Genomic DNA, 22,836 nt, shown 5'->3' with positions numbered 1-22,836 from the left:
GACCCAACCCCATCCCCACCAACGGACACGCCGTCCGACACACCTATCGCAAACACTCACTTACGGGACCGACGCTGGCAGCATCACCTCCGCTCCGTCGTCGCGCGGCCGAGGATCTCGGTCAACGTCTGGTAGACAGCGCGGCTCTGGTCGACAGTGAGGTGGAATACCTGCCGGTCCTCGAAGTCGCTGCGGGCGATGCGAATGAACGTCCTCGGATTGGGATCGTCGACATACTCCACCAATTGCATTTCCACCTCGACTGCCTGCCGCTCACTCGACGGATTGCACTCGAACCACCGGCTAGCGTGTGCAGGGGGCGAGGAGTCTGGATGGAAATCTGTGAATCCTGCCGTACACTCGCGCGGGTCACACCAGGGCTTATGCAGTTCTTTCGCCACCTTTTCCCCAAGGCTAGTTGATTCGGATGTATCTATATATTCAGTCGCCTTCGCGGTCGGTCTGCATAGACTTTTTGTTCCGCAAGGCATCTCGGCCCGCATAAGCGCGATGTGCCCCGCCTTCGAGTGGGCGGGCGTGCGGTCGGATGCGGTTAACGCCTTCGTTGTCTGTCGAATCCCAGAGGGCGAACAAAAATCGTCCTGTGCTCCGTCTCGCGATCCTGCCAATCTGATAGCCCTCCAAGTAGTCGACTCACAGTACGCGGTAGGATCATCGATGTGAATCACGCCGGAATGCGAAGGCCGGTGCTCTCCAAAATGTATGCTCACGGGGCGCCCGACGTGCGCCACGTGACCGACCCTCACTCAGATCGGGCCCGCTGAATCAGAATCCACGGTGGAAAATCTCAGCCTGCCCGCGCGAGCAGGCCCGGCGCACTCACCAGCCGTGCACCGATCAACTCTGGCCGCGTCGCTCCCGGAATCCGACGGGGCAACCGCAACGCGAACGCGAAGACAGCGGCTGCCCGTTCGTGGTCGGCGCACGGGCCTGGCACATTGCAGGCGAGGCAGAAACCGTCCGCGCTGGATATCGCATGCCGCTCCAACTCTTTCTGTGCGCGATCGATCTGGCCGCCGCCGTTATACGTCGACATCCTTTCCCCTTCTTGTCGCTGACAAATTCCGGCCGGCCACCCCTGTCATGATTTCTCTAGGGATGGGGTGCGCATTCCTTTCCTCTATACCTTTAGTCGATCGATACCGAAAGGGCCTGCTGCGCCCGCGTAAGCAAGTGCAGGCGCGGCGTCCCCGGGCGGCGACGTGTCGGCGGGCATCGCTTGATGCTGCCGAGTCGATCAGTGCGTTAACCGACTCTTTCTGCCCGGCCGTTACCGCTGTAGCTGGCGCGTCCTGCATAGCTACCTGCGATTCATAAACAAATGGGCTCAAGATTGTCTGCTCTCGATTCCGGCGTCACGGCGAGCGTGTTTCCGTGCCCCTGTCTCAGGCCACGTCAGGTTGCCCTTGCGCGCGAATGGCCGGGGCGGGCAGTCACCTGTGCCCCACAACCAGCGCCAGCGGCCTGCCAAGCGGCAGCCGGTCGAGGCTGCCCGGCTCCTGGCCGTGTACCAACGACGTGACCGCCCCAGCCGCCTCGATCGCTACCTCACAGACCCGGTGGGGACCAGCAGAAGCCCGGACGGTGATCGTGGCCCCTGCTGGCACCACCACCCGAACCCCGTCACCCGACCCGACGGGCAACGGCCACTCTGGAAGACTCGCGGCCCGCCACGGGTCTACGTCCGGCCCATCAACGCAGACATCCATACGGCGGTTGACGAACAGGCCCAACTGCGCATCTGTCGCCGCGCCTAACACCTGACGCAACGCCTGCCGTGCATGCGCCCGAGGCCACCGCGCCCGACCCTGCTCCAATCCACCGACCCACCGCGCGCTCACCGTCCCCGCGCGAGGACCCATGGGATGCAGCACCTTGTTCACCGCGTCGGCCAACTCCTGCCGCGACATCGGCCGTCCAGAGCCCGATGGTGAGATCAGGCGCAACCGCGCCCGCCGCAACAACTCGTTCGGCCGACGAACACTCTCCCCGTTTCGGGGAGTGCCCAGCTCGCCAGCACCGACCCTGACGGACGCGGCAGGGGGGACGAAGGCGGGCGTGCTGGCATCGGGATGCAAGTGCCCCCGACCCGATGCCAGCACGCCCGCCGCATCACCCGACAGCACGGAGACGTCGTCACGTACCACCGGGGAGCTGCCAAACGCTTGTTCGTCTCTGGTTGCCCTGGTCACCGTGTTCCCTCGCAGGATTGGCCCACCACCGAACTACGCTCCAGCGCCGTCCGGCACTGTAGGCGGTTCACCAGCGGGTCGTTGGTCGCCTATGGTTAGGAACACAATCCCGAACGTGACGACCAAGGGGTATGGCGGGAAGCGGGTATCGATATGCGCCCGATGCATATCTCTACCCGGCCCTCGTAGTGGACCCTGGTGACGTACCTCGTAGTGTTGTTTCCGCTTGCCCACAAGGACATCACGATGACCGCGACACACAAGGCGCGCTACTGCCGCTGCGGCACGCGTCTTGCCCGAGACAACTCCGGGACGCGCTGTTCCGGCTGTACTGCCGCCAACCGCGACCGGCTCCTCGCCGCACCCGAGGTGCCGGCCGACTTCTGGGACGAGGTGGTACTGCGAGAGGCGCTGGCTAGCCGACACATGGGCCGGGTGATCCGAGCGTGGCGCACCCACCCCCACCACGGCCGCCAGGACTTCCCACAAGATCAGGTAGCCGCCTGGGCTGGGATCACCCAGACCCAACTGAGCCGGATCGAGAACGGCCAGCCGCTGATGCATCTCGACCGACTCATTCAGTGGGCTCGGGTGTTACGCATACCCGCTGACCGGCTGTGGTTCGCCATGCCGGACTCAGCAACCTTCCCCGTTCAGCGGGACAGCGCCGCCACGGACGCGCTGGGCCTCACCGGAGCCGCGTCGTCCATCGCAGTGGACACGCCGGGCGGGCGCACTGCCGAGGAGGTTGATGGATCGTCAGCATGGGTACCGTCAGAGACGATCGAGCTAGTCACCCGTTTCACCCGAGAGGATCTTTCCTTGGACCGGCGAGAGGTCACCCGCACCATTGCCGGTGTGGTCTTCGGCGGCGTCATCCTCGAACGACTGGAGCGCTGGCTGTCCAATGCAGAGCCACAAGTGACCCTGCGGCGACCACAAGGTATCGGCAGTCAGGAAGTTGAACAGGTCGAGCATGCTGCCCAACTCTTCCGGAACTGGGACGACCGGTTCGGCGGAGGGCTCCGAAGGAAGGCGGTCGTCGGTCAGCTCAGCGAAGTCGCGGAAGAGTTGCGCGACTTCTCGCACTCGGCGCACTTGACCCGACGGCTGTTTGGTGCCATGGCGCAGCTGGCCGAAACTGCCGCTACAATGTCATGGGACTCCGGACAAGGCGCTATGGCCCAGAGGTATTACGTCATTGCCCTTCGGGCGGCTAAAGAGGCCGGTGACCGGGCATTCGGTGCCAACATCCTGGCAGGGATGGCTCGCCAACAATTCTATCTAGGGCGCGTTACCGAAGGTCTCGAACTGATCCGCCTCGCGCAGGATGGTGTCGACGGGCATGCGACGCCGAGGGTTCTCGCAATGCTACACACGCGCGAGGCATGGGCGTACGCCGAACAAGGAAGGATTGCCGCGTTTCGCCGCGCAACCAGCCGCGCTGAGGACTACCTCCGCGATGCGAATAGAGACGAAGACCCATACTGGATATCTTACTTTGACGAGGCTGAACTTGCCGGGGTAACCGGGGGTCGACTCTTGGAGGTTGCTCACCAAAGACGAGAGATCGCCGATGAGGCAGCGATCTATATCGGACAAGCGGTCCAGTTGCGCAGGCCGCACAGTCTTCGTAGCGCAGCACTCGATCATCTCGGTCTAGCTGAAACCCGACTGATCCAAGGCGAGGTCGATGAGGCCGTAAGGCTGAGTAACGCTGCTACAGACATCGTTGAAACGACGCATTCTGACCGAGTCAGAGTCAAGCTGACAGAATTGTATGGGCGCACCGAGGAATTTATCTCGGTGCCGGCGGTCGATCAACTGCGCGACAGAATCAGAAGCACCTTGGCTAGCCACACGACGTTGTGACCGTCGACATGAGACCGCGAGGATGGTATCACTTTGCCAAAGATCGGTGTGACCGGCCACATGAACCTGTCTCCAAGAACTGTCGAGCTGGTACGGGAGGCCCTGCGTGAAGCCCTTGTCCCTCATGTGTCAGCAGAACTCGTCGGCTTGAGTTGTATAGCTCGGGGTGCGGACAGTATCTTTGCTGAAGTGCTCCTCGATCTTGGTGGTAAGTTGGAGGTGATCCTCCCCGCCGCCGATTATCGCGAAAGGAAGGTTAAGCCAGATCATGCGGACTGCTTTGACGCCCTCATTCGTCGTGCGTCAAGCGTGCGGGTCATGCCATACGAGACCTCCAGTCGGCACGCCTACCAGGCGGCAAACGACGCTTTGATCGGCTCGTCAGATCGCCTCATCGCGATTTGGGACGGCGCCTCAGTCGTAGACAATGGCGGAACGGCGGCGGTGGTTCACGATGCCACCTCCAGAGGGCTTCCCGTCGACATCATCTGGCCTGAGGGTGCGGAACGATGCTGACCTGCAATCGTCGACGAATCGTCTTATACCGACATCCGCAGCACTCCCAACGCGCCAATTTAGCATTTGGGGCCATCGTCTATCTCGAAGATCTCTAATAGAGGGCGCCGGCGTCGGATACGCCGCCCGCCAGTTCCTGCTGCGAGATGCCCTGCCGACGCCGGTACGCCCACACCATCTCCCCGAGCACTGCGGTCGTCCTGCTCGACAGGCCGTTGTCGATCCGTGTCGAGGATAGCGGCGCGTCGGTGGTGGTGACGGACGAGTGACCGCAATACTGGCGAGGGTCGGCACAGCGGTCCCCGCCGGACCCGGTGGCTCAGCTGAGCCGGAAGGCCGACTGTGCGCCGGCGGCGGGACCGATGGTCAGTTGCCCGTCCTCGTGGCGTACGAAGGCCGACGGGACCCCGGCGAGGCGTAGCGAGACGCGTCCGTTCACCCGGTCGATCCGGTGGAAGCTCGCCTGGGCGGCGAACTCGGCGTCGTCGGCGACCGGGTCGAGGCGTACCGTGCCGTCGACCGCCCGCAGGTAATGTCCGGGCAGGTCGACCGACTGGATCGACACGGTGTCCGCCCCGGCCAGGCCGGCACCGATGCGGAACTGGGTGTCGGCCAGCCGCTGGGAGTGGGTGTCGACCAGCACGGTCGCGCCGACGTGGCGGACGAAGGCGCTGCGGGTGGTGTCGGCGGGGGAGAGCCGCACGATCGGGCCGCCCTCACCGACCGGTACGCCGAACAGCGGGTTGCCGTCGGCGTCCCAGTAGAGCTTCTGCACCCGGGCGTGCCGGTTCGGGTCGTACAGCGGGTCGCCGGTGATGTCCCGGTAGTCACGGGCGTGGTAGACCAGCACGGTGGTCTTGCCGTCCTCGGCGACGGTGAACGAGTTGTGTCCGGGGCCGTACCGGCTGGTCTGTTCGTTGGTGACGAAGACCGGCTCGGGGGTCTTCGTCCAGGAGCGGTGGTCGAGCAGGTCGGCGCTGGCGTCGGCGGTGAGCAGGCCCATACAGTAACGGGAGTCGGTGGCGCTGGCCGAGAAGGTCATGAACACCCGTCCGTTGCGGACGATCACCGCCGCGCCCTCGTTGACCGCGTAGCCCTGCACCTCCCATGGGCGGGTCGGGGTGGCGATGCGCACCGGCTTGGTCTTCAGGGTCCACGGGTCGGCCAGCTCGGCGATGTACAGGCTGGAGTTGACCGCGATCTCCGGCTCGCCCTGGGCCCAGACCAGGTACCGCCGGCCGTGATGGTGGAACGTCGTGGCATCCAGGGCGAAGCTGTCCCACTCGGTGACGATCTGACCGCGCAGTTGCCAGCCGGCCGGGTCCCGGGGGTCGTCCAGTGGGGACTCGAGCACGTACATCCGGATCCGGAACACGTTGTCGGAGTCGCCGGCGGCGAAGTAGACGTACCACTTGCCGTCGATGCGGTGCAGCTCCGGCGCCCAGATGTGGCCGCCCATCCGGCCGCTGGCCGGCCGCCGCCAGATCACCGTCTCGGTCGCCGTGGCCAGCCCGGCGATGGTGGACGCGCCGCGGATGACGATCCGGTCGTACTCGGGCACCGAGCCGGTGAAGTAGTACATGCCGGCGACCGGGTAGGTGACGAACGGGTCGGCCCGCTGTTCGACGATCGGGTCGATCGTCGGTACGCGGTAGACCTGCGCGTCGGTGGGCGCGCCGACCGGGCCGGGGGTGTTGCCGGCGGTCGGTGCGGCGGCGGCCGGGTCCGGCCGTCCGGCGCCGGCGGTCAGCCCACCGGCCAGACCGGTCAGGCCGGCAGCGGCGAAGCCCAGGCCGCCGTGCAGCAGGGCGCGCCGGTTCACCTCGTACGTCATGGGGGCCACCTCAGTCATTTGGTGCGGATGCGGATGAAGGTCACGGAGTACGGCTCGAAGGTGTGCGTGAAACTGGACGCCACGCCGGTGAGCTGGGTGGTGACCGGCTGGATCGGCTCGGCCGACCGGGTGTTCTGCTGGCCGGGGTCGCCGCTGATCACGGTCATCCGGGCATGCGAACGGACCGGCAGGTCGCCAAGGTCGATCCGGGTCACGGCCGCCTTTTCCTGCGCGTTGACCACCTTGACCAGCAGGTCGCCGGTGGCGTCGTCGCGGGTGACGACCTGGGCGAACGGGCGGGTGACCTGGTCGTCGACGAACTCGCCCCACACCTCGCCGTCCAGCAGCAGGGTGACGTGATCGCCACGCACCTTGACGGTGATGTCGTACGTGGTGCCGGTGGTGATCTGGTTCGGTCTGGCGATCAGCGTCTGCTTGGCCCCGTTGGTGGCCTTCTCCACCGCCCCCTGGGTGTTGTTCCAACCGCCGAGGTTCCACCAGTAGAAGTTGCCGGCGTCCTTGACCCCGAACCCGATCAGGAAGCCCTCCGCGCCGGCGTTCTTCGTGGCCGTCAGCGACAGGTCGTAGTCGGTGGCGGTGATCTCGGCGGCGGCGACCATGGTGTCCAGCGCGGCGGTGTCGCTCTGCGTGTACGCGCCGTCGACCACCGCCCAGCTGCCCCGGTTGGCGACCGGCGTCCACTGGCCCGCCCCGGCGGAGAAGTCGTCGCTGAACAGCATGGTGCCGTCCGGGGCGGTGACCGTCACATCGTCGTACGTCGCCGAGGTGGCCCAGGTGGACAGGCCGATCCGTCCGGTGATCGGCTGGGTGCCGAGGGCCGGCCCGGTGGCCTCGCTGGGCACCGTCCGGTCACCGACGTTGGTCATGAACAGCTTCTGTACCTGGTAACTGGTGGTGCCCCAGGACTCGTCGTTGTCGAACCAGATCAGGTCCGGCCGCCACTGGACGTGGTCGATGTTGGCCAGCAGCGGGGCGTACGAGGCCATCTCGACGATGTCGGCGTTGCGCTCCAGCCCGGTCATGTAGGCCGCCTCGGCGAGCGAGTTGAACAGCTTGTTGTCCTGAGAGGCGTACTCGCCGAGGAACACCTTCGGTCCGGCGCGGTCGTAGCTGTCGTAGCGGTCGTTGTTCTGCAGGAACCAGGCCGGGCTGTTGTAGTAGTGCTCGTCGACCAGCTCCACCCCGTCAGCCCGGTTGAGCTGCCACAGCCGGTCGAAGGTGGCGCCCTGGTCGTCCGGTCCGGAGTTGCTGACCACCGTGATCTCCGGGTGCTGTGCCTCGATCGCGGCCCGGAAGCGCCGGAAGTTGGCGAAGAACTCGTCGGGCAGGTTCTCCTCGTTGCCGACACCGATGTGGGTGAGGCCGAACGGTTCGGGATGGCCCATCTCGGCGCGCAGCCCGCCCCAGGTGGAGGTGTCCGGGCCGTTGGCGAACTCGATCAGGTCCAGGGTGTCGGAGATGTGCCGGGCCAGCAGTTCCTCGTCATCGGTGGCGTGGTTCTGACCGCAGCCGGTGACCAGGGCCGGTACCACCGGCAGCGGCATCGCGCCGATGTCCTCGGCGAACTGGAAGTACTCGAAGTAGCCCAGCCCGTAGGACTGGTTGTAGCCCCAGAAGTTGGCGTTGGTGGCCCGGGTCTCCACCGGGCCGACGGTGTCCTTCCACTGGTAGGAGCGGGCGCGTTCCCAGCCGGACCCGGCGTCGTAGCCGTACATGCTGCCGGTGTTGACCAGACAGCCGCCGGGGAAGCGGACGAAGCCCGGCCGCAACGCCTCGATCTTCTGGGCCAGGTCCTTGCGCAGGCCGTTGGCCCGGCCCCGGAAGGTCTCCTGGGGGAACAGCGACACCATGTCCAGTCGTACGGTGCCGGTCCCGCCGGCGAGCACCACCAGCCGGCCGACGTCGGAGCTCCGGTGGGCGGTGAACGTGGCGGTGTACCTGGTCCAGTCGTCGCCCTGGACGCGCAACCGTTGCGGTTCGGCGAGCCGGCGGCCGTCGACGTCGACCAACCGGACGGTCAGCTGGTTGCCGGCGGCGTCGGTACGGGCCCAGACCGAGAAGTCGTAGCGTTTACCGGCCTCGATCGCGATCCCGCTGTTGTAGCCGGAGTTGGTCACCCCGTAGCGTCCGCCGTCGCTGTTGTCCAGGTCGAGCCGCAGGTAGGTGCGGTTACGGTCGTTGAGCCGGCTGTCGTCGTCGACCGGGGTCGCGGTGCCGGACCCGCCGGCCTCGGCGCCCGGGGTCCAGGCGGTCAGCCCGGTGAAGGACTGGTTGTCCACCGGCAGGAACTCGAAGGACCGGTTGCGGACCAGTTCGGCGTAGAGGCCGCCGTCGGCGGCGTAGTTGATGTCCTCGAAGAAGACGCCGTACATGGTGTCGCTGATCGGCACGCCGGCGCTGGCGGGGTCGACGGTGATCACGTACTCCGGCTCCGGTCGCGGCGGGTCGGCCAGGCTCGGCCCGGCGGCCGCGACCCCGGCGGCGACGAGCGATCCGACCAGCAGTGCGCTGCCGGCCAGCCCGGGTCGTGCGGATCGTCGGAACATGGGCTGCCTCCTGATCGCCCGGCCACGGCCCTGACTCCGGCCCAACCGACATCATCGATGTGAACGTTAACAGGGATGGAGTATTACGGCCGGATCACCACGTCGTCAATACCGTCTTCCCGGCTTCACGGTCACGGTCGCCCGAGGACCACCGCGTCCGTCACGGCGTCCGGCGTACGCCCGTAGACTGGAGGCACCGTTTGCCCACGACAAGGAGCCTGACCGCGTGACCGTCCAGCCCATCCGACTCTTCGGCGACCCGGTGCTGCGCACTGCGGCCGAGCCCGTGGTCGACTTCGACGCCGAGCTGCGCGGGCTCGTCGCCGATCTGACCGACAGCATGACCGATCAGAACGGTGCCGGCCTCGCCGCGCCGCAGCTCGGAGTCGGGCTGCGGGTATTCACGTTCCACGTCGACGACCTGCTGGGCCACCTGGTCAACCCGGTGCTGGACTTCCCCGACGAGGAGGAACAGGACGGCCCGGAGGGCTGCCTGTCCATCCCGGGGCTCTACTTCGACACCAAACGTCGACAGAACGTCGTCGCGAAGGGCTTCAACGAGTACGGTGACCCGATGCAGATCGTCGGCAGCGGTCTGCTGGCCCGCTGCGTCCAGCACGAGACGGACCACCTCGACGGGGTGCTGTTCCTGGACCGGCTCGACGCCGCCACCCGCAAGGAGGCGATGAAGGCCATCCGCGAAGCCGACTGGTACGACGCCGCCGCGCCGCCGACGGTGAAGGTCAGCCCGCACCGCTCGCCCGGTGGCCTGTTCCGGCCGGGTGCGGCGACCAGCCCGTTCGGTCTGGGCGGGTGACGGCGATGCGACTCGTCTTCGCCGGTACTCCGGCGGTCGCCGTCCCCGCGTTGGACGCGATCGCCGCCAGCGGCCACGACCTCGTCGCGGTGGTCACCCGGCCGGACGCTCCTGCCGGGCGCGGCCGCCGGCTGGTCCGCTCCGCGGCCGGCGCCTGGGCCGACGAGCGGGGGATCGAGGTGCTGACCCCGCAGCGCCCACGGGAGCCGGAGTTCCTCAGCAGGCTGACCGAGCTGGCCCCGGACTGTGTACCAGTCGTCGCCTACGGTGCCCTGGTCCCGCCGACCGCGCTGGCCATCCCCACCCACGGCTGGATCAACCTGCACTTCTCCCTGCTGCCGGCCTGGCGCGGGGCGGCTCCGGTGCAGCATGCGGTGCTGCACGGCGACGAGGTGACCGGCGCGAGCGTGTTCCAGCTGGAGGAGGGTCTGGACACCGGCCCGGTGTTCGGCACGGTGACCGACCAGGTCGGCCACACGGACACCGCCGGCGACCTGCTGCAGCGGCTGGCGTCCAGCGGCTCGCAGCTGCTGGTCGCGGTGCTCGACGGGATCGCCGCCGGCACCGCCCGGGCGGTGCCGCAGCCGGGTGACGGGGTGTCACTGGCCCCGAAGCTGACCGTCGACGACGTCCGGGTGCGGTGGACCGATCCGGCGTTCGCGGTGGACCGGCGGGTGCGGGCCGGCACCCCTGCGCCGGGCGCCTGGACCACGTTCCGCGACGAGCGGGTCAAACTTGGGCCGGTCCGGCCGGTGCCGGACGGCCCGGAGCTGAAGCCGGGGGAGGCGCTGGCCGAACGTGACCGCCTGCTGGTCGGCACGGCCACCGTGCCGGTCGCGCTCGGCGAGGTCCGGGCCGCCGGCAAGAAGGCCATGTCGGCGGCGGACTGGGCGCGCGGTGCCCGCATCACCACCGGCGAGTTCTTCGGGTGAGCGCGAGGAGTGAGCGAGCGCAGCGAGTGAGCCCCCCAGCCGCGAACGGCCGGGGCGAGCGTGGGCAGCGTGGCCGCCGCCGGCGGGCCGACCCGGCGCGGGACGCGGCGTACGATGCCGTCGCGGCGGTGTACCGCGATGACGCCTACGCCAATCTGGTGTTGCCGACGATCCTGCGGGACCGGGAGCTGCGGGGGCGTGACGCCGCTTTCGCCACCGAGTTGGTCTACGGCACGCTGCGGCTGGTCGGCACGCTCGATCTGATCATCGCCCGGGCGGCCGGGCGGGAGGTGGACCGGATCGACCCACCGGCCCGTGACGCGCTGCGGCTGGGCGCGTACCAGCTGCTGCGTACCCGGGTTCCGGCGCACGCCGCGGTGTCGGCCACGGTGGATCTGGTGCACGACGTGGCGCCGGGGGCGGTCGGGTTCGCCAACGCCGTACTGCGGGAGATCGCCAGCCGGGACCTGGACGACTGGCTCGCGGAGCTGGCACCGGACGAGCAGGCCGACCCGGTAGGTCACCTGGCGGTGACCTACCACCATCCGCCGTGGATCGTCCGGGCGTTCGCGGAGGCGCTCGGCGAGGACCCGGGTGACGGCATGGCCGAGACGACCCGGCTGCTGATCGAGGACAACGAGCCGCCACCGGTGCACCTGTGCGCCCGACCGGGCCGGGTTGACGCGGTCGAGCTGGCGGATTCCACCGGCGGGGCGCCGGGCGCGTTCTCGCCGTACGCCGTCTATCTGCCCGGCGGGGCGCCGGGTGAGGTGCCGGCGGTCCGTCAGGGCCGGGCGCACGTGCAGGACGAAGGCTCGCAGCTGGTGGCGGCGGCGTTGGCCGCCGCCGAGGTGTCCGGTTCGGACCGGCGGTGGCTGGACCTGTGCGCCGGTCCGGGTGGCAAGGCGGCGCTGCTCGGCGCGCTGGCCGCCGGTCGCGGAGCCGAGGTGACCGCGGTGGAGGTCGCCGAGCACCGGGCCCGGCTGGTGGAGCAGGCGGTACGCGGGCTGCCGGTGGCGGTGCACGTCGCCGATGGGCGTCAGGTGGGTGCCGGGACGGAGCTGCCCGAGTCGTCGTTCGACCGGGTGCTGGTGGACGCGCCGTGCACCGGACTTGGTTCGCTGCGCCGCCGACCCGAGTCGCGTTGGCGGCGCCAGCCGTCGGACCTGCCGCCGTTGACCCGGTTGCAGCGGGAGCTGCTCGCCGCCGGGCTGCGGGCGGTCCGGCCGGGTGGCGTGGTTGCCTACGTGACGTGCTCACCACACCGGGTGGAGACGCACGTGTCGGTGACCGAGGCGGCCCGTCGGTCCGGCGTACCGGTGGATTTCGTTGACGCCCGGCCGTTGCTGCCGGCGGGTATGCCGGGGCTCGGCGCCGGGCCGTCGGTGCAGCTGTGGCCGCACCGACACGGCACCGACGCGATGTTCGTGGCGTTGCTGCGTCGGGTCGGTCAGCCCTGACGGACCGGCAGGGCGGCGGTGCCGCCGTCGCGTACCGATCGGGTCAGCGGTGGTTCGTCGCGCCAGAGCAGACAGCGTACGGCGAGGTTGCCGTCGTCCCACTCGTCCTTGAACGGGTAGTCGTAGATGGTGCCGAAGCGGTGTCGCAGGTCGTCGTCGACGGGTAGGCCGGCATAGTCGGCGACGACCCGGCGGCACCGTTCGTGTACCTGGTCGGCGTTGGCGGCGAACTCCTCGTAGGGCAGGTCGGCTTCGAGGTACAGGCCGGCGAATTCGCTCTGGTGTGGTTCGGTGCAGGCCACCGGTGCGAGGATTCCGACGTCGCCGGCGGCGTTGGCGCTCGGGTTGAAGCAGCCCCAGCGCAGCGGGCTCGGCTGGTCGAGGGCGCCGGCGAGGCTGCCGGTGCGGGCGACGAAGGTGCGGTCCTGCATGCTGACCACCTCGCCGATGTCGCACCGGTACCAGCGAGCGCCGCCGTTCCAGGCCGTCGTGGACGGGACGATGACTTCGAGCCGGAGCCGGCCGGCCTGCCAGTCGTCGCCGAGGAACTCGTGGACCCGCTGGTCGCAGTCGGTGCGGGCGGCCCGCCGGCTGGACGAGCCGGGGGCGGGGGAGTGGTCTGGTACGCCGTACACCCCGGTGAAGATCCCGACGAAGACCGTCTCCACTTCGTGAGACTGTCCGCAGTCGACGGGTGTGTACTCGGTGCCCTGGCCGACGGTGCCGGCGGCGACCGGATGACACTCGCCGGCCCGTGGTACGAACACTTTCGGTGTGGCGATCCCCGCCCAGTCGTTGGTCAGGTCGCCATCGCCGATGTCGGACCGGACAGCGGGCGCGCATCCCGCCGCTGTCGTCAGAACCGCGACCGTCAGAACCAGCCTTACCCACCGCCGCATGTCGTACGCCCTCCCCGTGGTTGGAAGATCGTAGACAGCTAAGTGTACTTCACGTAGTCAAATGACTCTCCACGGTAACCGTGACCTGCTGATTCGACGGACAGCGACCCGATGCTCCGCGATGGAGCATCGGGCCGCAGCCGGACAACTGGTGGCGGATCAGGCGGGTTGGACGAAGGTGATGCTCTGCGGACCGTTGGTACGAATCGGTTCGCCGGTGGCACTGCTGAAGTCGGTGCCACCGTGCCAGCGGTGCTCACCGCTGCAGACACAGTGGATCTTCACCTGCTGTCGCGGCAGTACCATGAGCGACGCGCCGGTCGCCCCGTCGGCCAGCTCGACGATCCCCACCGGGTCCTTCGTGCTGACGTTGAGCAGATCCAACCGACCCGGGCCCTGCGGCGGGTCAGCGATTTCGATGCTGATCGAGGTCCCGGCCTCCAACTGGTACGCGTACGGCGGGGCGTTGACGTCCGCCGCTACCAGGTCGGCGCGCAGCCGGTTGCCGACGTGCCCGCTCCACTGGTACGGGTAGCCGTCCGCCTTGAACAGCAGCGGCCACTCGTACGGTCCCAGCCAGTCGATGACGAACGAGCCCTTGTCGTCGACCGGTGAGTAGCGCGGATCCCGCGAACCGTCGGCGACCGGCGCGACGAGGCCGACCGTACCGTTCGTCAGGGTCTCGTCGTCGGCGCCCTGCACGGTGCCGGTGATCATCGAGCGCGGGTCCAGGCGGATCGTCGGTCCGGGCCGCACCTCGTCGGTGGAGAAGGTGAACCACCGGGCATTCTTCTGGGTGCCGGTGCCACCGTCCTGGCTGATCCACTGGGCACCGTACCGGCTACCCGAGTCGGGCAGTGCGAACAGATTGTAGGAACCCGGCCCGGGAACCGGGACATTCACCCGGCCCTGCGAGTCGCTGCGGGTCGGACAGACGTCGGAAAAGCTGAACGTGAATACCGGAACGGCGAATACACAGATGTCGGCCACCGGCTCGCCGGTGATCGCGTCCACCACGTCGGTGCGGATACCCGGCCCGTCGAAGGTCGTCGTCGCGTACGCCTGCGGTGCGATCGTGGCACCGCCCAGCAGGGCCGCAGCGACCACCGAACCGAGGACGATCCTCCGTTTCCGGTTGCCGACCGAGCGCGGTTCGACGGCGCGGTGGGCCCCGCCTCTGCCGCCTGTGGAAAATCGAATGATCCTCAACGAGGTTGCCCCTTTCGCATTTCACTGAACTGCCTGGTGCCAGATGAGTTTGTAGCACGGAAGACAGCGTGAAGTCGGCTACGGAGGGCTGATTTCTGTGGTGTTTTGTCTCCGCTGGAGGGGCGATTTTCCGAAAGTCGGTGAAATCGGAACGCAAAATGAGGGTGAAACGCATTCAGTCGGTTGACCGGAGGGGCGTCGCCGTGGCGTCACCGGCCGGACCCGGCTCGCCCGCCACCGGTAACGACCGCGTGACGGCTCGTCAGAGATCGTCGACCGCAGCACGGACCGGCCGCACGACCTCCGCGACACCCGGTCGTCACCCGGCCCGCCAACCAGTGTCGCGTGAGCCGTCAGGGAGCCCACATGATCAGGACGATGCTGCGGATCCGCGCCCGTCGCGGATCCGCGAAGACGGTCGAAGCCGCGTGGCGAGCCGCTGCCGACCGGGTCGGCGGTAGCGCCGGCAACCGTTTGTGGCAGTTGCTCGCCGCCGCAGACGATCCGTCGACCTACGTGATGGTCGCCGAGTGGACCGACGAGGCGGCCCGGCGTCACTACGAGAACGGGCCGGTCGCCGCGTACCTCGCCGGTGTGGTCGAAGCCGCCTGCGAGCCGGTGACCCCTGACAGCTACCGGGTGATGGGCGGTCGGCCGGACCCGGACTCGCTGATGTACGTGGACGTGACGGTCGACGTACCGGCCGACCGGGTCGCCGACTTCCAGCGCGGCCACGCCGAGGTCGTCGCCCGGATGGCCGCGGTACCCGGCTACCTGGGGGAGGAACTGCTACGCGAACCCGGATCATCGGTGCACCACATCTTCGCGCAGTGGCGCGGTGCGGAGCTGTTCCGCCGCTGGATCGACGACCCCGACCACGAGCGGGCCGAAGCGGGACCGATCGCCGAGTTCCTGGTCGGCATCCGGCCACGCGTGTTCCGCGCATTCGACCCGGACCAGCGGCCCGTCCAGCCGGTCGCGACCCGACCCACCGCCCGGCACACCACCACGGACGTGTTGGTGGTCGGCGCCGGACCGACCGGGCTGACCACGGCGATCGAACTGGCCCGGCGGGGCGTCGACTGCCAGGTGATCGACAAACTGACCAGCCCGCCGGACCAGGCCGACAAGGCGATCGGGGTGCACTGCCGCACCATGGAGATCTGGGCGGACCAGGGCGTCGACCGAGAGGCCATGAACGCCGGCAGCTGGCTGGTCGGTCAGGCGGTCTTCGTCAACGGGCACCAGGTACACCGGGGCAGCTGGGAACTGCCAGGGCTGCCGTACGCGCACCTCGGGCTGCCGCAGTACGAGACCGAACGGATCCTCACCGACCGGCTCGCCACGCTCGGCGTACGGCCCCGGCGCGGCACCGAACTGGTCGACTTCACCAGCGACGACGACGGGGTCACCGCCAACCTCGCCCACGCCGACGGCGGCACCGAGACGGTCCGCGCCAAGTTCCTCGTCGGCGCCGACGGCGCGCACAGCCGGGTACGCCAACTACTCGGCCTCACCTTCACCGGCGGGCTGGGCCGATTCCCGCAACTGTTCATGCTCGGCGACGTCGATGTCGACTGGGACATGCCCGCCGGCCACCTGCTTCGGTTCATCCACGAAACCGACGGCCAGCTGGACAACATGCTCGTCTGCGTACCGCTGCGGGGTGAATCCCGCTACCGGATCGCGACCATGGCGCCACCGCGCTACTTCGCCGCCACCCGCGGCGAGAACGCCCCGCCCGGGTTCAGCGCCGAACTCGGCGAACCGACCCTCGCCGACGTGCAGGTGGTGCTGGACCAGCTCGCCCCGGCCGGGACGACCGCGTCCAACCTACGTTGGTCGTCGATCTTCCGGATCAGTCACGGCATTGTCGACCGCTACCGCGACGGACGGATCTTCGTCGCCGGCGACGCCGCACACCTGCATCCGCCGGCCGGCGGTCAGGGCATGAACACCGGCATCCAGGACGCCTGGAACCTGGCCTGGAAGCTGGCATTGGCGGTCCGTGGTGTCGCCGCGCCCGGCCTGCTGGACAGCTACCAGATCGAGCGCCGGCCACAGGGGGAAGAGGTCGTCGGGCGGGCGGTGCGGCTGGCCTTCACCGACGAGTTGGAACGCGAGGATCTCGAACGGCAGTTCCTGCAGGAGATGTCGATGCTGGTCAGCTACGCCGACAGTCCACTGGTCGGCGAGTCGTTGGCCACAGTGGACGCGCTGCGGACCGGCCCGGCCCCGGGCGAGCGCGCTCCCGACGTGTCCGGCCTGCGTCGACGCGGTGTCGGACACCCGCTGCGGCTGCACGAGCTGACCCGGGGGACCCGGCACACCCTGCTGCTCTACGCCGACCGGACGGCGGACGAGGCCACTCTGGCCGCCATCGACAAGCTCAGCGCCGACCTGCCGGATCGCACGTACGGCGAAGTCGAGGTCTACCTGCTGCTCAGCCCGGACACGCCAGCCCTGCCAGCGGACCATCCACCGGTGCTCCACGACGCCGCCGGCGGGTTCCGGGCCGGGTACGGCACCGCCGGTGCCGCCGCTTACCTGATCCGGCCGGACGGGTACGTCGGCTTCCGCAGCCAGCCGATCGACGTCGATACACTACGCCACCACCTGCACCTGGTGTTCAACGGCGGTGTCCGGTGACCGCCGCTACCCCGAACCAGACGGGCCAGACAAGCCCGACGGACCGGGCGGGGCCGGTCCGCGCCGTGCTGTCGATGCGGACCCGCCCCGGGTGCGAGCAGCGATTCGAGACCGAGTGGCAGACCATCGCCGATCAGATCCGCACGCTCGACGGCTGCCTGCGCCAGGACCTGGTCCGCGACGCCGACGATCCCCGCAGCTACCTGATCATCACCGACTGGGCGGACCGGGAACGCCTCGACGCGTTCGGCCGCAGCGCGCAGCGCGACCGGCTGCTGCGGGTGATCCGGGAGTTGCGTGAATCCGCGCAGCGGCACACCTACCAGGTGCTGCACAGCGTGCGGAGCGAACGAGAGGAGCCGCGATGACCGCCGACCCACGACCGGCCGAGCCGGTCGGGCCCGCCGAGCAGGCCGTCCCGGCGGCGGATTTCTACACCGACGGTTACGCCGCCGATCCGTACCCCACCTACGCCCGGATGCGTGCGCAGTGCCCGGTCCGGTTGGTCGCCTCACCCCGGTTCGACTCCTATCTGATCACCCGCTACGACGACGCGCGGGCGGCGTTGACCGACCCTCGGCTGTCCAAGGACCTGTACGGCCCGGAAGGCCACTACCTGCGGTTCTTCGGGCCCAACTCGGAGGGCCTGAACAAGAACATGCTCAACTCGGATCCGCCGGAGCACAGTCGGCTGCGGCGGCTGGTGTCGCAGGCGTTCGCGCCCCGGCGGATCGAGGCCCTGCGGCCCCGGATCGGCCAGGTCGTCGACGACCTGCTCGACAGGTTCGCGCCGAGCGGCGAGGCGGACCTGATGCACGAGTTCGCCGTACCACTGCCGATGGTGGTGATCTGCGAGCTGCTCGGCGTGCCGAAACCCGACCACGAACAGGTGCTTGGCTGGACCCAGGTGATCCGGACCTCCGGGTCGGCCAGCCGGCCGCCCGACCAGGAGCGGGCGGCGGTGCAGCAGGTGCAGGCACAGCTGCACGACTACCTGACCGGGCTGGTCCGGGCCAAACGCGCGACGCCGGCCGACGACATGCTCACCGCTCTGATCGACGCCTGCGACCACGGCGGGGCGCTCACCGAACGGGAGCTGGTCTCCACCGCGTTCCTGCTGCTGTTCGCCGGTCACCAGACCACCGCCGACTTCATCGGCAACGCCATGCTGGCCCTGTTGACCAACCCCGGACAGTACGAGCTGCTGCGGGCCCGGCCCGAACTGCTGCCGGGGGCCGTCGAGGAGCTGCTGCGCTTCGACGGCCCGCTGCCGATCGCCAGCCCTCGGGTGGCCACCGAGGACGTCGAGTACGACGGTGTCCGCATCCCGCGCGGGGCGGCGGTCGGGGTGGTGCTCAACTCGGCCAACCGAGACCCGGACCACTTCACCGACCCCGACCGTCTCGACGTGACCAGCGAACGTGGGCCCCACCTGGGCTTCGGCCACGGGGTGCACTACTGCCTGGGGGTTTCGCTGGCCCGCATCGAGGCCCGGACCGGCATCGGCGGGCTGCTGCGCCGGCTGCCGGACCTGCGGCTGGCCGTACCCGCCGCCGAACTGCGCCGACTCCCGGCGGCCTCCCCGTTTCGCGGGCTGCTCGAGCTGCCGGTCCGGTTCACCGCCGCCGGCTGATCCACCACCGGTCACCGGGCGACCCGACCCGGCTGATCCCACCGTTCTCCGAGGAGTTGTCATGGTCTTCCGCAACGTGATCGTCTGCCGCATGGTGCCGGGCAGCGAGGACAAGATCGCCAAGACTTTCGGCCACTACGACAAGGCCACCCGGCCGCAGGACTTCGGCGTCATCGGGCGCATCCTGCTGTCCCACCACGACCTCTACATCCACATCGTCGAACGCAACGAGGACCCGGCGGTCTCCGGCCAGACCCGGGGCCTGCCCGCGTTCAAGGAGATCGCCGAGGCGATCGGCCCCTACGTCACCCCGTACCCGCGCAACTGGCAGAACCCGTCACACTCGGTTGCCAAGGAGTTCTACCGCTGGACTGCGGAAGGGACCGGTCCGGCGGAAGGGACCGGCCCGGACCCGGCCGGCCGGCATCTGACCGTGATCGTCGGGCGGATCAAGCCCGGCGCGGAGGACAACGTCGCCCGGATCTTCACCGAATCCGATGCCGGCACGTTGCCGGTCGAGATGAGCGTGACCGCACGCTGGCTCTACTCGATCGACGACGTCTACGTGCACCTGCTGGAACGCTCGGTCGCGCACACCGCCGACGACGCACGGATCCACGACAAGCCGAAGTTCGGCAAGATCATGGAGGAGCTGAGCCCGTACATCAGCCCGTACAACCAGGATGCCTGGCGTGGCCCGGTGGACGCGGTCGCCAAGGAGTACTACCGCTGGCGGGCCGAGGGCTGACCTCGACAGCGCCGCCTCCCGGTCAGCACCGGCCGGCTATCGGGAGGCGGCGACCAGCCGGCGGGCCTCGGTGACCAGTCGGCTGGTGCCGCCCCGACCGACATCGCCGGCGTCGCCGTAGGTGGAGCCGGCCGCCCGGTCGGCGACCGGCGGTACGGACACTCGGCGGCGGCCGGTGGCGCAGCCGTACACTGGTCGCCGGCGTCGGCCGGTCGCGGCGGCGAGGGACAGCGGGGGGAGTGCGTACGGATGAGGTCAGGCCTGCCGATCCTCAAGGCGCACGGCTCGCAGAACGACATCCTGGTCATCGAGGGCCGGCCGGGTGACTACGCCGCCGAGGCGGACGTGCCGCACCTGGTCCGCCAGCTCTGCGACCGCTCCGGGCCGCTCGGCGGCGGTGACGGCGTCTACTTCGTCGATCTCGGCCCGGTGGTGCCGCAGGCGGCGTTCTTCAACCCGGACGGCTCGTTCGCGAAGCTGTGCGGAAACGGGATGCGCTGCGTCGGGCGGCTGGTGCTGGACACCCGCGACGCCGAGCGGGCGGTGGTCCGGGCCGGGGACAGCGACTTCGTGGTGCTGCGGGCCGAGTCGACGCCGGAAGGGGTCCGGCAGACCGCGGTCGAGATGCCGAAGGTGGACTTCGATCCCGCCGAGCCGGTGGTCGCCGTGGCGCAGCCGCACCTCGACACCCCGATGCCGACGCTGCACCCGACGTACGGGCTGACCGCGCTCGCCGTACCGAACGACCACCTGGTCGCGGTGGTGGAGAAGTTCGACGAGGCCGAGCTGGTCGCCACCGGGGAGCGGATCACCGCCGCCACGGACCTGGTGCCGCGTGGGGCGAACCTGTCGTTCGTGTTCCCGCTCGACGACGGCGAGATCTACGTGCAGACGTACGAGCGGGGCGCCGGGTTGACCCCGTCGTGCGGTTCCGGCGTCGTCGCCTCCCGGGCGGTCTGGTCGCGGCTCGGCTTGGCCGGGGCCGGCGAGCGGATCACCGTCCGAAACCCGGGTGGGGTGGCGACGGCCTGGCTGACTGGTGACCCGGCGGCCTGGCAGGCCACCCTGCAGGGCAACGCGTCGTACGTCTACCGGGCCGACGTCGACCTGGCGGCGGTCGTCGCCGGCACCTTGGCCTCGGTGCGGCGGGACACGTTCGTCGACGAAGTCGAGGCGTTCGCCCAGTTGCGGGAGAACAATCACGCCGTGCTGCACGCCGCTGGCGTACACCCCTCGGTCGGCTGATTTCTGACTCGACGCGGTCCGGTTCCGGGCCGGATCCGGACCGACGCCGGGCTCTTCCGATTTTCTGCCCGGCCATCGACCATGTGGTGCCTGGTTGTGGTCCGGCCGACGCCAACTTTCGGCGACAGACGTCAATGTGATATCGGGCGGATCCGGAGTGCCGGCGGTTTCGGCAAAAGGTGTCAGCGTACGGGAACGCGAGACAGAATCACATATCTCTACATCAATCTGTTTTGCGCCTAACATCTGTGTCAGTCAGGTACCCCGGTCACCGGTCGGCCTGTCACAAACCGGCCTGCCGTGCATCGAAAGGAGGCGGGAGATGACACTCTCCCGGCCACCCCGGCGCCACTGGCGCCTCGGCCTTACCACCGTCGCGGTAGCGACCACCACGCTGGCGCTCGCCGCACCGGCCAACGCCGAACCAGCGGAAGGCCAGATCCTCTACGCGGGCGGTGAGAACACCGTCGCCGGCTCGTACATCGTCGTCTTCGACGAGGGCAAAGTGGACCGCGGCGCGGTCGGGCGCACCGCCCGTACCCTCGCCGTGAAGCACGACGGCGCGGTGGCCCGCACCTACTCGACCGCGCTGCGCGGCTTCGAGGCCCGGCTGACCGAGAAGGCCGCCAAGCGCCTCGCCGCCCACCCCGCGGTCGACTACGTCCAGCAGAACCGCACCGTCACCCTCGCCGCGACCCAGACCCCCACCCCGTCCTGGGGCCTGGACCGCATCGACCAGACCGCGCTGCCGCTCGACGACAGCTACACCTACCCGAACTCCGGATCCGGTGTCACCGCGTACATCATCGACACCGGCATCCGGTTCTCCCACAACGACTTCGGCGGGCGGGCCGTCACCGGCTTCGACGCGGTCGACGGCGGCAGCGCCGACGACGGCAACGGACACGGCACCCACGTCGCCGGCACCGTCGGCGGCACCGCGTACGGGGTGGCCAAGGATGTCACCCTGGTGGGGGTCCGGGTGCTGAACAACAGCGGCGGCGGCACCTACGCGGGGGTCATCGCCGGCATCGACTGGGTCACCGCCGACCACGCCGTCGGCGAACCGGCAGTGGCGAACATGAGCCTCGGTGGCGGTTTCGACCAAGGGGTCAACGACGCGGTCACCCGGTCGATCGCCGACGGGGTGGTCTACTCGCTAGCCGCCGGCAACAGCAACGCCAACGCCTGCAACTACTCGCCGGCCGCCACCCCCGACGCCATCACCGTCGGCGCCACCACCAGCACCGATGCCCGCGCCAGCTACTCCAACTGGGGCACCTGCCTGGACATTTTCGCCCCAGGGAGCAGCATCACCTCGGCCTGGCACACCAGCAACAGCGCCACCAACACGATCAGCGGCACCTCGATGGCCGCCCCGCACGTCGCCGGGGCGGCAGCGCTGGCATTGGCGGCCAACCCCGGCTACACCCCCCAGCAGATCCGTGACCTGCTGGTCGACGACGCCACCAGCAACGCGGTCAGCAACCCGGGCAGCGGATCACCGAACAAGCTGCTGTACATCGGCGACTTCGAGCCGCCCACCCAGGACTTCACCCTCGCGGTCACCCCGACCAGCGGTGCGGTCGACCCGGGCGACTCGGTGACCGCGACGGTCAGCACCACCACCGTGATCGGGGCCCCGCACACCGTCACCCTCGGTGTCACCGGGCTGCCGAGCGGTGCGACCGCCACCTTCAGCCCGTCGTCGGTCACCTCCGGCGGGTCGGCGACGCTGACCATCGCCACCACCACCGGGGCCGCCACCGGCGTCTTCCCGCTCACCGTGGTGGGCACCGGGCCGGAGACGGCGCAGTCGGCGCCGTTCACCCTCACCGTCAACGGCCCGCCCGGCTGCTCGCAGACCAACTCGACCGACGTCGCGATCAACGACAACAGTACGGTGGAGAGTTCGATCACCATCACCGGCTGCTTGGGCAACGCCAGCTCGACCAGCACCATCGAGGTGAACATCTTCCACACCTGGATCGGTGACCTGACCGTGTCGCTGATCGCCCCGGACGGCAGCAGCAACGTGCTGCACAGCCGGTCCGGAGGCAGCACCGACAACATCTTCCAGACCTACACTCGGGACCTGTCCGGTGCGGTGGCCAACGGCACCTGGAAACTGCGGGTGCAGGACTCGGCCAGCCTGGACACCGGCTACCTGGACAGCTGGACGCTGAACCTATAGCCGAAACGGCGACGGACCGTCCGGGACCCGGACCGTCTGAGCCCGGCC

At 69.0% G+C, this 22,836-nt stretch carries 18 protein-coding genes; 11 read left to right on the top strand and 7 right to left on the bottom strand.

From position 1 onward, the window contains the following. Positions 1–83 precede the first annotated feature (83 nt). The gene (locus ACFHWT_RS29205; RefSeq protein WP_416590018.1) at positions 84–257 is read right to left on the bottom strand and encodes a hypothetical protein; all 174 of its coding nucleotides are present in this window, start codon (positions 255–257) and stop codon (positions 84–86) included. Between the two features lie 551 nt (positions 258–808). After that, entirely contained in the window at positions 809–1,057 is a 249-nt protein-coding gene (locus tag ACFHWT_RS29200; RefSeq protein WP_416590016.1) for a hypothetical protein, read from the bottom strand. Between the two features lie 1,354 nt (positions 1,058–2,411). Between ACFHWT_RS29200 and ACFHWT_RS29195 the strand changes: the two genes are divergently transcribed. Beyond that, a complete protein-coding gene (locus ACFHWT_RS29195; RefSeq protein ID WP_416590014.1) occupies positions 2,412–4,085 on the top strand; it encodes a helix-turn-helix domain-containing protein in 1,674 nt (557 codons plus the stop codon). Positions 4,086–4,118: 33 nt separating this feature from the next. Next, positions 4,119–4,601, top strand: a complete 483-nt coding sequence (locus ACFHWT_RS29190; protein ID WP_416590012.1) for a hypothetical protein — start codon at positions 4,119–4,121, stop codon at positions 4,599–4,601. A gap of 319 nt (positions 4,602–4,920) precedes the next feature. On the opposite strand, the gene ACFHWT_RS29185 is transcribed toward ACFHWT_RS29190, so the two are convergent. Continuing rightward, positions 4,921–6,435, bottom strand: coding sequence for a family 43 glycosylhydrolase (locus ACFHWT_RS29185; protein ID WP_416597880.1), 1,515 nt, complete (start codon positions 6,433–6,435; stop codon positions 4,921–4,923). 14 nt (positions 6,436–6,449) lie between these two features. Next, positions 6,450–9,002, bottom strand: coding sequence for an alpha-L-arabinofuranosidase C-terminal domain-containing protein (locus ACFHWT_RS29180; protein WP_416597879.1), 2,553 nt, complete (start codon positions 9,000–9,002; stop codon positions 6,450–6,452). A 226-nt stretch (positions 9,003–9,228) separates the two neighbouring features. Between ACFHWT_RS29180 and def the strand changes: the two genes are divergently transcribed. From def to ACFHWT_RS29165, 3 genes are read left to right on the top strand one after another with little or no spacing between them, the layout of a single operon-like run. Beyond that, the gene (gene def / locus ACFHWT_RS29175) at positions 9,229–9,819 is read left to right on the top strand and encodes a peptide deformylase (protein ID WP_278168682.1); all 591 of its coding nucleotides are present in this window, start codon (positions 9,229–9,231) and stop codon (positions 9,817–9,819) included. A gap of 5 nt (positions 9,820–9,824) precedes the next feature. Then, complete coding sequence (gene fmt, locus ACFHWT_RS29170) at positions 9,825–10,751, top strand: methionyl-tRNA formyltransferase (RefSeq protein WP_416590007.1); 927 nt, start codon at positions 9,825–9,827, stop codon at positions 10,749–10,751. Beyond that, positions 10,748–12,211 (top strand): RsmB/NOP family class I SAM-dependent RNA methyltransferase, encoded by a 1,464-nt coding sequence (locus ACFHWT_RS29165; protein WP_416597878.1) that lies wholly within the window; start codon positions 10,748–10,750, stop codon positions 12,209–12,211. The genes fmt and ACFHWT_RS29165 overlap by 4 nt, the downstream gene beginning before the upstream one ends. Here ACFHWT_RS29165 and ACFHWT_RS29160 read toward each other — a convergent pair. Further along, entirely contained in the window at positions 12,202–12,978 is a 777-nt protein-coding gene (locus ACFHWT_RS29160; protein WP_416597877.1) for a septum formation family protein, read from the bottom strand. The two genes, ACFHWT_RS29165 and ACFHWT_RS29160, sit on opposite strands and share 10 nt — an antisense overlap. A gap of 291 nt (positions 12,979–13,269) precedes the next feature. Beyond that, complete coding sequence (locus ACFHWT_RS29155) at positions 13,270–14,217, bottom strand: hypothetical protein (protein WP_416597876.1); 948 nt, start codon at positions 14,215–14,217, stop codon at positions 13,270–13,272. Between the two features lie 468 nt (positions 14,218–14,685). Between ACFHWT_RS29155 and ACFHWT_RS29150 the strand changes: the two genes are divergently transcribed. The 4 genes from ACFHWT_RS29150 (at position 14,686) to ACFHWT_RS29135 (ending at position 19,349) form a co-directional block, all read left to right on the top strand. Next, positions 14,686–16,968, top strand: a complete 2,283-nt coding sequence (locus tag ACFHWT_RS29150) for an FAD-dependent monooxygenase (protein ID WP_416597875.1) — start codon at positions 14,686–14,688, stop codon at positions 16,966–16,968. Further along, positions 16,965–17,336, top strand: coding sequence for an antibiotic biosynthesis monooxygenase family protein (locus ACFHWT_RS29145; RefSeq protein ID WP_416597874.1), 372 nt, complete (start codon positions 16,965–16,967; stop codon positions 17,334–17,336). Before ACFHWT_RS29150 ends, ACFHWT_RS29145 begins: the two co-directional genes overlap by 4 nt. After that, on the top strand, positions 17,333–18,601 hold the full coding sequence (locus ACFHWT_RS29140; protein ID WP_416597873.1) for a cytochrome P450 family protein: 1,269 nt from the start codon (positions 17,333–17,335) through the stop codon (positions 18,599–18,601). The genes ACFHWT_RS29145 and ACFHWT_RS29140 overlap by 4 nt, the downstream gene beginning before the upstream one ends. A gap of 61 nt (positions 18,602–18,662) precedes the next feature. Then, complete coding sequence (locus ACFHWT_RS29135) at positions 18,663–19,349, top strand: TcmI family type II polyketide cyclase (RefSeq protein WP_416597872.1); 687 nt, start codon at positions 18,663–18,665, stop codon at positions 19,347–19,349. A 36-nt stretch (positions 19,350–19,385) separates the two neighbouring features. Here the strand turns inward: ACFHWT_RS29135 and ACFHWT_RS29130 are convergent, their stop codons facing one another. Next, complete coding sequence (locus tag ACFHWT_RS29130; RefSeq protein ID WP_416597871.1) at positions 19,386–19,511, bottom strand: hypothetical protein; 126 nt, start codon at positions 19,509–19,511, stop codon at positions 19,386–19,388. Positions 19,512–19,598: 87 nt separating this feature from the next. Here ACFHWT_RS29130 and dapF point away from each other — a divergent pair, with 87 nt between their 5' ends. Both dapF and ACFHWT_RS29120 read left to right on the top strand, forming a co-directional pair. Then, on the top strand, positions 19,599–20,594 hold the full coding sequence (gene dapF, locus ACFHWT_RS29125) for a diaminopimelate epimerase (protein ID WP_416597870.1): 996 nt from the start codon (positions 19,599–19,601) through the stop codon (positions 20,592–20,594). 322 nt (positions 20,595–20,916) lie between these two features. Continuing rightward, on the top strand, positions 20,917–22,788 hold the full coding sequence (locus ACFHWT_RS29120) for a S8 family peptidase (RefSeq protein ID WP_416597869.1): 1,872 nt from the start codon (positions 20,917–20,919) through the stop codon (positions 22,786–22,788). The last annotated feature ends 48 nt before the right edge of the window (positions 22,789–22,836 follow it).

The organism is Micromonospora sp. LOL_021, from assembly GCF_048060215.1.
Taxonomy (GTDB): Bacteria; Actinomycetota; Actinomycetes; order Mycobacteriales; family Micromonosporaceae; genus Micromonospora_E.
This window is presented reverse-complemented; position numbering and strand designations above follow the sequence as displayed.